The sequence below is a fragment of the Streptomyces sp. NPDC054765 genome, assembly GCF_053612065.1.
In genome coordinates, this window is sequence record NZ_JBSHBP010000033.1 from 56,898 (window position 1) to 71,465 (window position 14,568).

1 protein-coding gene (cut by a window edge) is annotated in these 14,568 nt (G+C 63.2%); it reads right to left on the minus strand.

All coding sequences use genetic code 11. The features are described 5' to 3' along the window. A protein-coding gene (locus ACWGJY_RS21335) for a hypothetical protein (protein WP_453262391.1) crosses the window boundary here: on the minus strand, nucleotides 1–14,362 show its 5' end (the start). Its footprint begins 16,682 nt before the window's first position; the window shows 14,362 of its 31,044 coding nt (coding positions 1–14,362); the start codon lies at nucleotides 14,360–14,362; its stop codon lies beyond the left edge, outside the window. Nucleotides 14,363–14,568: the final 206 nt, after the last annotated feature.

The window sequence follows — 14,568 nt, forward strand, 5'->3', positions numbered from 1 at the left end:
CGGCCAACCGCACCAGGCAGTCCTGCTCCGTCATGTCATGCGGCGACAGCGAAGGCTGTCCGGAAGTCCTTGGGCCACCAGTCATCCCGGCCTCATGCTGGCCGGAGACACCCGCGTTCTTCACGAATTCCCGCAGGCCCTCCCAGCCCATCGGCTCCGGACCTGTGCGCGGGGCCACGGATTTCTTGATGTCGGCTTGCCGGGTCGCCGGCGGCACCGGCGGCGGGGTCATCGGCCGGAGGCCCTCGGCTTGCTCGTCCGCGCCTTGTTCCGAGACGGAAACCTGCTCAACCTGTCCGTCGTCGGGGTGGGAGAGCACCGTCGTTCCATCATCGGCCGCAACCAGGCCGTCCTGGTCCAGGTACCCAGTTGCCCGGGGCGCTACGTCACGCGCCGCCCCCTGGGCCGGGACAGCCGGGGGGATCGGGGAGCCGATCCCTTTGAACTCCTTTAGCTGTTCGGGCGTCATCACCTTTTCGTACGTGCCGAGCTGTTCGAGCAGCTCCTCACGCCGTTCAGGGGACGAGCCGGCTGCCGGACCGCGCAGCGCCGAGAGCAAGCCATTGATCATCGGGTCGTGGACGGAAGCCATCCACACGTTGATGGTGGTGTCGGGGTCCCCGCTGGTGGATTCTGTGTCGTCAACGATTGGCCAGGGGGGGGTGGTCTCAGGGTCCGTGGCAGGCGCGTGCGCGGAGGGCGTGGCGGTTGCGGAGGCCGTCCACACGTCGATGATCCCAGCGGATGCGGCGGTGGACAGCTGCGAGCCGGAATCGTGGGCCTCTCCCGAGGACTCCCTCGACACGTCGCCGTTGCCGGTGGCAGTCGGATACACCTCATCTGCGACCTCGCGGATCAACTTCTTGAGTTCCGCGTCCTCAGCCCCTGCGGCCTGCTGGTCGGCCCAGGCCTGCACATCAGCCAACGCTCGCGGGTCTTCCGCTGCGATGAGGCTATCGGCGGCTTTAAGGGCCAGATGCAGCCATGCTTCAGAGTCCTCGAACGAAGAGGACCGGGGCAATGTCTTGTTTCTGAGAGCCTCATAAACTACACGAGCGAGGGTTTCGAGTTCCTTAAGCGCCTTATCGGGCAAGGGGATGCTGCGGAGAGCGAGTTCGCTGAGCGACCGGGCGAGGGATTGGGTCTGGCCGCGGAGGCTATTCTTGATCTGCGGGGCTATTTCAAGCAATGGAGCCACCGCAGAGATTTCGTGGTGGGCGAGGATCGACCTCACCATGCGGTCGATGCCGTCGGGGCTCAACTGGTTTCGCTGCTGCCAAAAATAAGTTTGTACTTCCTCGGATATCTCGGCAGAGTAATTTTTCACCTCCTCCGAAGACATAAGGCCCCACTGGGCTCCGTAGCTTCGGAGTTCGAAAACGGCGAGGGCGACACCGTCGTGCTGATCAAGCTTGGCAAAATCGGGATCATCGTTCATGCCGATGCCGTCCCACTGACTGACGACACCACCATTTCGGGTACTCCCCTTTACGGCATACTCGAGATATTCTGCCACAGTGAACTCGCCGCGTGTCACTTTTTCAGTCAGTTCGGGGCGGCGAGCCTCTCCCAATGCGGCGAAGAGCCACGCCAACCAATTCTCGAAATCATTCCTAACGTTCTCATATTCCGCCTGCAGGAATTCTCTCACCTCTGGCCGCAAAGCGGCCAGAATTTCACCGAGCGGATTCCGTGATGCAACGGGAGTCAGATTCTTCGTAAGAATCTGACCCGGAAAGAATTTCCTTGTGACCGGGGTTGCTGCCACGTGGTTGAAGAGCAGCCAGCCATAACCCCATACTTCACGCACCGTTGGCAGATCCGAGAGCAAGTGAATCTGTCCCGACCGGAGGATCTGGCCGTGATAGCCATAGCCATCCTTCGGATACCGCTTCGCCAAAAACCGCTCCGCCAAATGCTTGCCGAATTCATTGGATGCGAGGAAGAGGCGGGCCGACGGGAGTGCATACAATGAGGGTTCGGCGAGGCGTAGAAGGGGGAGGATGCCGCCTACGGGAACGCCTGCGGTGATCTGCGTGTATGGAGATTCCCTATATTTACCTATGGGAGCAGGATCGACCATAAGTTGATTAAATCCGGGAGTGATCTCCCAGCCGTCCTCAGGTAGGAGAATGTCCTCCAGCGTCGTTGTCTTTTCAACGTTGAACGCCTTCTGGGTTTTTTCTGCAAGCTCTGCAAGCTTCATCAACGATTTGATGTCACGCTTACCAGCTTCCCCGGGGAGTATCGCGGCGGGAGTCGAGACAAACTCCGGAATTCGGAACAGTTTCCATTTGCGAGATCCTGCCGCGCCCGCTTCGTTAGTCATGTAGGTCCGACGGTTGGCACTGTCATGCGCGAAGTACAGCTTATCGATCTCTATTTTCGAACCAGTGTCATGGGTGGCCAGGATTTTACCGTATACAAGGGTGCCGATGATGTCACCATTGTCGTCAGTGACGTCCTTCTTCCCGTTGTTCAGAATCTGGTTGTATTCCACTTCCAGTCCCAGGGCGCCGTATTGGTGGTTGGCGGCCGGGTCGATCAGTGCGTGGGCGGTGGAGGTGGATGCCTGGAAGTCGTCGGTGTGATCAGGGGGGACGACGCGGGATTTTTCGTTGACGATCAGTGCGCGCGCATCGGTTGGTGCGATGTCCGGGGTCTTTTTGGACACCTGAGCGTTTTCACTGGTTGCCGAGAGTTCGATCCAGACGACCTGGGGGGCGCCGTCGGTGGTGGTGGGGGCGAGGGCGTAGGCGGCAAAGGCGTGCCCCATGCCGGAGGTGCGCCGCGCCAGGACGAACGCGGTCATGCCGGCACTTGTCAGCTCGTTCGCTACCGCATCCCACGAGTCAACAGTCCGCCAACCTGGTCCGACGGCGAGCAGTCCCTCTTGCGGATGTACGTCCAACACGCTGTCGTCCACAGCATTCGCGGGTGCGATGCCCTGCGGGAAAAGCTTGTCCCGGAAGGCGGCCAACCGCACCAGGCAGTCCTGCTCCGTCATGTCATGCGGCGACAGCGAAGGCTGTCCGGAAGTCCTTGGGCCACCAGTCATCCCGGCCTCATGCCGGCCGGAGACACCCGCGTTCTTCACGAATTCCCGCAGGCCCTCCCAGCCCATCGGCTCCGGACCTGTGCGCGGGGCCACGGATTTCTTGATCTCGGCTTCCCGGGTCGCCGGCGGCACCGGCGGCGGGGTCATCGGCCGGGGCTGCGCGTCATCCGCGGTGCCCTGGTTCTCGGATTCGTCGGTGAGCAGTTGCAGGCCCTGCTGCTCCGCGAGCGGGTGCGGCAGCTCGCGGATCTCCGGTCCCGAACGGAACACGTCCCCGATGGTGGCCAGATCATCGGCGCTGAGCACCGGCCCGTCCTCGCTCGGCTCACCCGCCGTAAGCGAACCGTCGAAGGCGATGGCCTGGGACCAGGGCCGGTCACGGAAGAGGAAACCCGCCGCGAAGTAACGGTCCGGCAACCCGACGAAGTGCAACAACTCATGGAGCAGCCGACCGTCCGTCAACAGACTGCCGTCTGCGCCGACCAGATGCACATCGGTCGTGGTCGTCACACCCGGTTCCCCGTGCACCCGCACCACGTGGTGCGCCCCTTCGGGACTCGCGAGGAACTCCACGTTGAAATGGAACACGCTGCCGCCGGGCAGTTCAAAGCCCGGCGCGTTGATCACCTGCTGCACCGCGGAAGTCATTCGCTCCGTCAGGAAACGGATGTCGTTGTCCGTAACCCCCGGCTCAGGGGCCAGGTGAACTCGTACGGTCGCGTCGCTGATCCACCTCCCGCCGGAGTCCTGGAAACGCCGGGCGTCCAGCCTGATCCGGCCCATCGCGCCCGCCAACCGACCCGGCTCATACGGCCCCGACCTGAGCGGATCAAAACGCTCGGTGTCGATCACCGCCGGCTCCGCCAACTCACGCAAACCCGCCCAGGAGTCGGACCCCAGAGCCACGGACACGCCCGGCACACGGGCAGTCGACCGGGCGTAGGTGGTCTCAGCGGCCGCGGCAGCCGCCTCTATGGGGGGCGCGGCGGGCGAGGTCCAGGCGCCGGGGGTTGAGGCGGACACGGCCGGACGAGTGCTATCGAGCAGCTCCACGGTGAACTTGAGGTTGTTCGCAGCGGCGAATGCCTGCAGGCGGTCACGCTGGACCACGACCCGTTCGAGCTCCTCCGGCCTGTGGGTCAGGACGATGTGGTCGATATGCGACCACTTGATATCGCCGTGAATCTGGGCCTCGAAGTAGCCACGCATGAAGCTGAAGCCGCCGGTGTCCCGCCGCCTCCGGTAGTCCGAGTCGTGGGCGAACTCAGTGGCCTCCGCGAACGCCAGACGCACCTGCGTCTCCATGCCGTGGACGAGCAGCGGCAGGAGATGTTCGGGGCCGGTGACGCTTGCGGCGCCGAGCAGGCCGGCGCTGAAGCTGTCGCAGGGGGTGAAAGTGGCCTGGTTCCGCAGGGCAGGCGAAAGGTGGAACACGGCCGATCCATAGGAATCTGCCCCCCCATGCCGCAGCGGGGACATCAGCGCGGCGTACTTCGGCAGCAGCGCACGGTCCTCGCCCCGCGGAATGAACGCGGGCATAGGGGCCGGCGCCGGCGGACGCCGGAAGGGAATCGCCAGCCTCCGGCGCGGAGCAGGATCAGCGTAGATGCCGCCGGCGGCCGTACTGCGACGGACGGTACTGGCGTACCCCATCGCCTCCTCCGCCTCACCACGGAGTTTGGGGTCGGCCTGAAAGATCGGCTGCGTCTCCCAGGCATTACGAAGGACCACCCCGGAAGTGCTGGTCAGGGCGTCCAGGAGGGTGCGACCGTCCGCGGTCATCGTCTGAAGTCGGACGTTGACCGTCAGGGGCATCTGCCGCAGATAGGTGTCAACCTTGTCGATCAGACCGTCGATGTGCTGATCGCCAAGGGGGTACGCGGCAGCCCACGGCCAACGCCCACTGCGCAACTTTTCGATCAGCGCCGCGCGGTCCGCGTCCGCCGCCTGACGGCCGCGCCGCTCCGCCATGACCATGGCCGCGATCTGCGGCGGACGCAGCGATTTCCACTCGATCCGAGGATGCATCCCCGCAAACAATGCACGGTCCTCTTGCAAGGCGGCCTCCCATCGATTCGAGGTGGCTAGCATCTCCTGGGACGGAACCTGGCCACGGATATTTAGTCTCCGTAGTTCCCGGATACAGTCGATATCAATTTGCAATTCCTTGTCGGAGCGCTGGAAATTGGTATCGCGCAACAGCTGGGCCAGCACCAGGTCCCGACCACTGGGAACCATCGCCTGCACGGCCCGAGGTGCAGAGCCCTCCGCCCCACTGACGGGTGCCGTGAGCGGCATCGGCTCCACGGAGGTCACCTCGCCCGGCGGCACCGTGGAAGGCTCCGGCTCCACATGACGGGTCAGCCCCAGCCACCTGCCCATGCGTCCCGAACCACCCGGCAGCGCAGCGCCCGGCTCGGCCACCAGCTCCACAGCCGGGAGCGGCTCACCGCCGGTGGCCGCATTCCAGTCTGCTTCAGCCGCCTCCAAAACGGCGTCGGAGGTGAGCACCTCCTCCCATGCGGCGAGCACCGCGGTGCCCTCGGCATGGGCGGCGGACTCCACCCCGTCCGCGTGTGACGCGTGCGCATCGTCGAGCGCATCAATAGCCCGGTCCACGTCGCGCTGCGCGTCCGAGAACGCCTGCACCGCCTGCTCCCTCGTCGGCGTCTCGGGCAGCACTGTGAACTCCGCCGCGCCGGTGCCCCGCTCGGGGGCCTTGCCCTGGTCATCGGCCATAACCAGGCCGTCCTGGTTCAAATCCACGGTTGCAGGGGGCACTGCGTCGCGCGCCGCCCCCTGCGCTGAGACAGCCGAGGAGATCCGGGAGCCGATCGTTTTGAACTCCTCTTCCTGTTCCCGGGTCATCTGCGGTTCGTACGTGCGGAGCTGCTCGTGGCGCGCCCGAAGCTGCTCAAGGGACAAGTCGGCTGCCGAATCGCGCAGTTCCGAGAGCAAGCCATTGATCATCGCGTCGTCTACGGAAGTCCTCCACACGTTGATGGTCCCAGCGGATGGGGCGGCGCTCTTTGGGATGAGGCCATGGGCGGCATTAATGGCCTCAAACAGCCGGTCTCGAGCGTCATGGGGAAAAGAGGCCAAGCGCGATGTTGTGTCCCAGAGAGCCTTACCGACTGTACCAGCGAGGGTTTTGAGTTCCTCAAGCGCCTTATCGGACAAGGGGATGTTGTAGAGAGCGAGTTCGCTGAGCGACCGGGCGAGGGATTGGGTGTGACCGCGGAGGCTATTCTCGATCTGCGGGGCTACTTCAAGCAACGGAGCCACCGCAGAGACGTCGCGGTGGGCGAGGATCCGACGCACCATGTCGTTGATGCCGTCGGGGCTCGACGAGTTTCGCTGCTGCCAGAAATATGTTTCTGCTTCCTTGGATATCGCGCGAGAGTATTTATTCACCTCCTCCGAAGGCATAAGGCCCCACTGGGTTCCGTAGTATCGGAGTTCGAAAACGGCGAGGGCGACACCGTTGTGCTGATCAAGCTTGGCAAAACCGTCCTGATAGTTCATGCCGATGCCGTGCAGCTGATGAACGACCTTCCTATTTTGGGTACTCCCCGTTACGGCATACTCGAGATATTGTGCCACGGTGAACTCGCCGCGTGTCACCTTTTCAGTCAGGTCGGGGCGGCGAGCCTCTCCGGCGCCTTCGAATTCGGCAAAGAACCGCGACAACGCCGCCTCAAAAGCTTTCCTAATGTTCTCAAATTCCTTCTGCAGGAAATTTCTCACCTCTGGCCGCAAAGCAGCCAGAATTTCCCCGAGAGGATTCCGTGATGCAACGGGAGTCAGATTCTTCGTAAGAAGCTTACCCGGAAAGAATCGCCTTGTGACCGGGGTTGCTGCCACGTGGTTGAAGAGCAGCCAGCCATAACCCCATACTTCACGCACCGATGGCAGATCCGAGAGCAAGTCAATCTGTCCCGACTGGAGGATCTGGCCGTAATGGCCATCATTCAAATACTGCTTCGCCAAAAACCGTTCCGCCAGATACTTGCCGAAGTCACTGGATGCGAGAAAGAGGCGGGCCGCCGGGAGTGCATACAAGGAGGGTTCGGCGAGGCGCAGAAGGGGGAGGATGCCGCCCACGGGAACGCCGACGGTGATCTGTGTGTATGGAGATTGGCTATTTTCACCTAGGGGAGCAGGATCGACGGTAAGTCGATTAAATCCAGGAGTGATCGTCCAGCCGTCCGCACGTAGGAGAATGTCCTCCAACTTCCTCCTCTCTCCAACGTTGAACGCCTTCTGGGTCTGCTCTGCAAGCTTCATCAACGATTCGATGTCAAGCTTACGATCTTCTCCGGGGAATATCGCGGCGGGAGTCGAGACAAACTCCGGAATTGGGAACTTCTGAGGTGTCCAATCATGAGATCCTGCCTCGGCCGCTGCATCAGAATTCATGTAGAGCTGACCGTTGCTGCCTCGCAGGAATTTCCGCGCATCGATCGCTATAAGCGAACCAGATTCATCATGGGTGGCCAGGACATTAACACCGTATTCAAGGAGACGGCGGGCATCATTGTCGTCAGTGAAGACCGTCTCCCCTGCGTTCAGAATGTGGTTGTATTCCACTTCCAGTCCCAGGGCGCCGTATTGGTGGTTGGCGGCTGGGTCGATCAGTGCGTGGGCAGTGGGGGTGGATGCCTGGAAGCCGTCGGTGTGATCAAGGGGGACGATGCGGGCGTTGTTGTTGACGATTAGTGCGATTGCCTGAGCTGGTGCGATGTCCGGGGTCTTTTTGGACACCTGAGCGTTTTCACGGGTTGCCGAGAGGTCGATCCAGGCGACCCGGTCAGGGGCGCTGGCGGGGGTGGGGGCGTCGGCGAGGGCGTAGGCGGCAAAGGCGTGCCCCTTGCCGGAAGGACGCAGGGCCAGCACGAACGCGGTACTGCCGGGACTCAGTTCCTTCGCCAACGCATCCCACGAGCGAACAGATCGCCAACCTGGTCCGACGGCGAGCGGTCCCTTTTGCGGATTCCCGTCCAACACGCTGTCGTCCACAGCATTCGCGGGTGCGATGCCCTGTGGGAAGAGCTTGTCCCGGAAGGTGGCCAACCGCACCAGGCAGTCCTGCTCCGTCATGTCATGCGGCGACAGTGAACCCTGTCCGGAAGCCCTTGGGTCACCAGTCATCCCGGCCTCATGCTGGCCGGAGACACCCGCGTTCTTCACGAATTCCCGCAGGCCCTCCCAGTCCATCGGCGTCGGATCTGTGCGCGGGGCCACGGATTTCTTGATGGCGTCTTGCCAGGTCGCCGGCGGCACCGGCGGCGGGGTTATCGGCCGGGGGCCCCCGGCTTGTTCGTCCGCGCCGTGTTCCGAGACGGAGGCCTGGTCAACCTGTCCGGCGTCGGGGTGGGAGGGCACCGTCGTTCCATCATCGGCCGCAACCAGGCCGTCCTGGTCCAGATCCCTGGTTGCCGGGGGCACTGCGTCGTGCACCGCCCCCTGCGCCGGGACAGCCGAGGGGATCGGGGAGCTGATCTGTTCGAACGCCTTTTGCTGTTCGGGCGTCATCTCCGTTTTGTACGTGTCGAGCTTTTCGAGCAGCTCCTCACGCCGTTCAGGGCGCAAGCCGGCTGCCGGACCGCCCAGCACCGAGAGCAAGCCATTGATCATCGCGTCGTCTGCGGAAGCCATCCGCACGTCGATGGTCCCAGCGGATGCGGCGGCGCTCGCCTGCGGGTCATCCGCGGTGACCGCCACGTCCTCAGCTGCGGGCTGCGGTGGCGGTATCTCACGAGGACTGGTCGTGGTGGCGGGTGCCATCATCCGACGAGGGCCGGTCGGCCGCGGACGAGGACTGGTCGTGGCGGGTACGGCGTCGGAGGTGAGCACCTCCTCACATGCGGCGAGCACCGCGGCACCCCTGACAGGGGCGGCGGACTCCATCCCGTCCACCTCATCTGCGACCTCGCGGATCAGCTCCTTGAGTTCCGCGTCCTCATCCCCTGCGGCCTGCTGGCCATCATTCAAGGTTCGGGGCTTTTCGGCTGCGATGAGGTTATCGGCGGCTATAACGGCCAGATGCAGCCGTGCTTCAGTGTCCGCGGACGAAAGGGCCCAGGGAAATGTCTTGTTTCTGAGAGCCTCATGGACTTCACGAGCGAGGGTTTCGAGTTCCTTAAGCACCTCAGGGGGCAAGGGGATGTTGTCGAGAGCGAGATCGCTGAGCGACCGGGCGAGGGATTGGATGTGCTGGGCTACTTCAAGCAATGGAGCCACCGCAGAGACTTCGCGGTGGGTGAGGATCGACCACGCCATTTGGCGGATGTCGTAGGAGGTCAACGGCTTTCGCTGCTGCAAAAAATAAGTTTGCACTTCCTTCGATATCTCGTCGGAGTATATTTTCACCTCCTCCGAAGACATAAAGCCCCATCGGGCTCCGTAGTTTCGGAGTTCGAAAACGGCGAGGGCGACACCGTCGTGCTGATCAAGCTTGGCAAAATCGGGATCATCGTTCATGCCGATGCCGTCAGACTGACTGACGACACCACCATTTCGGGTACTCCCCTTTACGGCATATTCGAGATATTCCACCACAGTGAACTCGCTGTTCACTGTTTCAGTCAGGTCGAGGCGGCGAGCACCGAATTTGGCGAAGAAGTCCGACAACGCCGCCTCAAAAGCATCCCTAATGTTCTCAAATTCCGCCTTCAGGAATTCTCTCACCTCTGGCCGCAAGGCAGCCAGAATTTCCCCGAGCGGATTCCGCGATGCAACAGGAGTTCGGTTCTTCGCAAGCCCACTCGGATGGAATCGCTTTGTGACCGGATCTGCTGCCACGTGATTGAAGAGCAGCCAGCCGTAACCCCATACTTCACGCACCGTTGGCAGATCCGAGAGCAAGTCAATCTGTCCCGGCAGGAGGTGATATTTCTTCAAATACCGCTCCGCCAATTTCTTGCCGAAGTCCCTGGATGCGAAAAAGAGATCCGGCGAGAATCCATCCATTCGGGTTTCGACGATGCGCAGAAGGGGGAGGATGCCGCCCACAGGAACGCCTACGGTGATCTGCGTATATGGAAATCCCCTATTTTTACCTATGGGCGCAGGATCGACCATAAGTTGCTCAAGTCCGGGAGCGATCTCCCAGCCGTCCGTAGTTAGGAGAATTTCCTTCAACGGCTTCGTCTCTTTAACGTCGAACGCCGCCTGGGTCTGCTCTGCAAGATTCATCAAAGCTTCGATGCCAAGCTTACGATTTTTTTTACGATCTTCTTCGGGGAGTATCGCGGCGGGATGCGAGACAAACTCCGGAATTAGGAACTCCAGAAATTTCCAACTATGAGATCCTGCCGCGTCCGTTTCGTCGTCAATCATGTAGGTCCGACCGTTGGCACTGTCTTGCGCGAAGTGCCGCGTATCGATCTCTATATGCGAACGAGATTCTTTATGAGTGGCCAGGAGATTACCGTATACAAGGGTGCCGATGATGTCACCATTGTCGTCAGTGACGTCCTTCTTCCCGTTGTTCAGAATCTGGTTGTATTCCACTTCCAGTCCCAGGGCGCCGTATTGGTGATTGGCGGCCGGGTCGATCAGTGCGTGAGCAGTGGAGGTGGATGCCTGGAAGTCGTCGGTGTGATCAAGGGAGACGATGCGGGCGTTGTTGTTGACGATCAGTGCGATTGCCTGGGCTGGTGCGATGTCCGGGGTCTTTTTGGACACCTGAGCGTTTTCACTGGTTGCCGAGAGGTCGATCCAGACGACCTGGGGGGCATCATCGGGGGCGCTATCGGGGGTGGGGGCGAGGGCGTAGGCGGCAAAGGCGTGCCCCTTGCCGGAGGTACGCCGCGCCAGCACGAACGCGGTCATGCCGCCACTTGTCAGCTCGTTCGCTACCGCATCCCACGAGTCAACAGTCCGCCAACCTGGTCCGACGGCGAGCATTGCCTCTTGCGGATGTACGTCCAACACGCTGTCGTCCACAGTATTCGCGGGTGCGATGCCCTGTGGGAAAAGCTTGTCCCGGAAGGCGGCCAACCGCACCAGGCAGTCCTGCTCCGTTATGTCATGCGGCGACAGCGAACCCTGTCCGGAAGCCCTTGGGCCACCAGTCGTCCCGGCCTCATGCTGGCCGGAGACACCCGCGTTCTTCACGAATTCCCGCAGGCTCTCCCAGCCCATCGGTTTCGGATCTGTGCGCGGGGCGACGGATTTCTTGATGGCGTCTTGCCGGGTCGCCGGCGGCACCGGCCGCGGGGTCATCGGCCGGGGGCCCTCGGCTTGCTCGTCCGCGCCGTGTTCCGAGACGGAGGCCTGGTCAGCCTGTCCGGCGTCGGGGTGGGAGGGCACCGTCGTTCCATCATCGGCCGCAACCAGGCCGTCCTGGTCCAGATCCCCGGTTGCCGGGGGCACTGCGTCGTGCGCCGCCCCCTGGGCCGGGACAGCCGGGGGGATCGGGGAGCCGATCTCTTCGAACGCCTTTCGCTGTTCGGGCGTCATCTCCGTTTTGTACGTGTCGAGCTTTTCGAGGAGCTTCCGACGCTGTTCAGGGGGCAAGCTGGCTGCCGGACCGCCCAGCACCGAGAGCAAGCCATTGATCATCGCGTCGTTTCCGGAAGCCATCCGCACGTCGATGGTCCCAGCGGATGCGGCGGCGCTCGCCTGCGTGTCATCCCTCTCCGCACGATCGACGTTACCCATGACGTCTCCGTACTTCTCGTGCAGACCTTGCGGATCGGCCGGCTCGTGATCCTCGGAAGGCTCCGTCCGCTGGTGCGGGTCCTGATCGCCCTGCCCGTTGCGGACCGGCTGCTTCCCCTTGTCGCGCTGAACGACTGGGGCAGGCATGCGGGAGGGTTCATCGTGCGGCACCGGTGCGACCGGCGTGTTGCCGCGGGGGGCGGCGGAGTGGATGTACTCGGCGTGCGGGAACAGGTCACGGGCTCGCCGCACCGCAACGTCTGGCGGATTCACCTCCACGCCGGAGGCGATCCACCTGACCCGCCTGGTGTCGTCGCCCAGCGATTCGTGGAACAAGGTGAGGGCTGCGTCCCAGACCGGGATCAGGTGGGCGTTGGGCAGATCCAGAGACTTCACCGTGGTGTCGATGGTCTTCAGCAGCAGCCCACCGGGACGGTTGTGCAGCTCCGAGTGGAGCCCGACGACGATGGATCGCAACGCGGCCGCCAGTCGTTCTGCGCTGACGTGGCGTGTTCCGTCGGAGTATCCGATGTTCCAGCTACCCCGGCTCTCCACCTTGATGGCTTCCGGTGGAATGGACCCCAGCAGGAATCTGTCGCTGGCCTCCCGATTGTCTGATTCGGTATGTCCCAGTGCGGCAGCGAGCCGGTTGAAAAACAACGCATTGGGGCCGGTGCGGTATACAACCTCTCGGGTCGGGTGGTGTACGGCCGGCCATGGCGTCGCCTCCTGGCCGATGACGTCGTCGCTGTACTTCTTCAGCCCCTGGGCACCCAGTCGGAGCAGCTCCGGAAGGGACGCGTGATAGTTCTCTCGGAGCAGGTGGAGATACGACTCGGTGGCCTTGTTCCTGGCGACCGAGATCATGCCCGCGTTGTTCATGGGCCGTGAGTCACGCTGCGGTGCGTCCTGCGCCTGGCGCGGCAGGTCGGCCCGCAGCAGCGCGAACCCGTCAGGTCGCAGGACAGTCTCCCGTACCACCTTCGACAGATCGAAGATTTTATTGTCGCCGTCGCTGTAGACACCTCCGAAGCGGTGCAGGTGCTCGACTCGCGCCATGTCGCTTGCGCTCGCGAGCGATTTGCCGCCGCGGGCTCGCTCGCTGAGCACTTGCGGCTGGAGTGTCATGGGGGTGTCGGCGTTGTAGATCTCGTCTTCGTTGACGAGAAAGAGGTTCTGGATCCCCTGTGCCCACTCCAGCATGTTCCTGACCTGTACCTGCCGCTCCGTGGCGGTGCTGGGGTCGAACGAGCCGCGGACGGCCTCGAACTCGGCACGTGTGACGTCGGTCCAATGGATGACGTGCCATCCGGTGTTGAGCCGCGCCGCCTCCGCGATATTCGCGCGAAATTCGGTACGCGCACCGTGCTCGCCGTCGTCGAAGAGCACGCCATACCACACGCTGTGCAGCAGCTTCGGCGCCTTCTGACTCTTGACGCCGAACCCGGAGGAGCGTGAAGCGCTGGCACCGACCACGACGGTGCCCGGCCTGCGGGCCAGGAACCGGGGCTCCAACTGCGCCGCTGTGGGCGCACCTGGTTGTCCCATGTCGAGCCGTGCGAAGAACTCCGTGCGCTGATCGGCGTGGAGGGCAGAGAATTCGTACCTCCTCCCGCCTGGGCGCATGAAGTCGGGAGCCGACCTCGGCTGCCGTACCCCGAACGGATCGCCGCCGAACGTGTCCCTCCGGCCGGGGGACATGTGTGACCGGAGTTCCGAAACGGCCCGAGCCACCGCGGGCAGCGACGACGTAGTAGAACGGGGCGCGGTCAACTCGCGGACCGCACGGCCAAGGGAGCTTCCGCCCAGCAGCCCGGGCTTCTCCCTCAATTCCTCCTCGTTCGGCGGCGCAAAAGTCACCCCCCGATCCAAGCCCGCCGTCGCCTTTTGGGTCTCGTCCAGTCGCTGTTCGGCAGCGGCAAGTTGCGCCCGGGCCTCCCCGAGCCGACCGGTAGAACTGTCCCCACCACGCGCATTGATCGCGTCCAGGACTCCCTGAGCGTGGGCGCGCTCCATGATCGCCCGGCGATACCACTCCCAGGCCTGCTCCTCTCGGGGCACCGTTGTTCCATCATCTGTGAACTCCGCCGCGCCGGTGCCCCGCTCGGGGGCCTTGCCCTTGTCGGCTGCTCCCTTGGCGGGTGCGTCCTCCGCCTGTTGCTTGTCGATCGACGCCCAGCGCGTGCGGTTTTCGGTGGCAGGCGTCGATTCCCGTCCGCGCTCCGGTGAGCCGGTTCCCTCCGCCGCCGCCTTGTCCTTCGCCCACTGCTGCGCCCGGAGAGTTTCCTGGGCTTGCTTCAGGCCGGCGTTCGCGTCCCGCTGCTCCTGCGTGGCTGAGTCGTGGCTCTCATCGGCCTTTTTGAGCTCGGTATGGGCTTGCTGTGCGGCCTCTTGGGCTGTTTTGGCTGTCTCGGCTGTCGCTGCGTGTGCCTTGGCCGAGGTGCGTGCCGTTTTTTCCGCGGTCTGCGCGTCGCGCAGTGTTTCCTCGTTGGGCGTCTTTTGGAACTGCTCGTACTTGGTGTCCGCGGTGGCGCGGTCGGCTGCGGCCTTTGCAGCGGGTGCCTTCTCGTCGGCGGTCGCCCTTTCGGCTGCTCCCCTGGCGGTCTCGGCCCTCGCATGTGTGGCGCGCCACTTCAAGAAGGCCGTGTCGGCGGCCGCCTTCTTCTCCTGCGCTGTCCTTTCCGCAGCGGAGTGCGCCTTGGCTTCGTCACTGCTGGGCCGCTGAGCAGGCTCAGGAGTGCGATTTTCCCAGCGCGTGCGGTTTTCGGTGGCAGGCGTCGATTCCCGTCCGCGCTCCGGTGAGCCGGTTCCCTCCGCCGCCGCCTTGTCCTTCGCCCACTGCC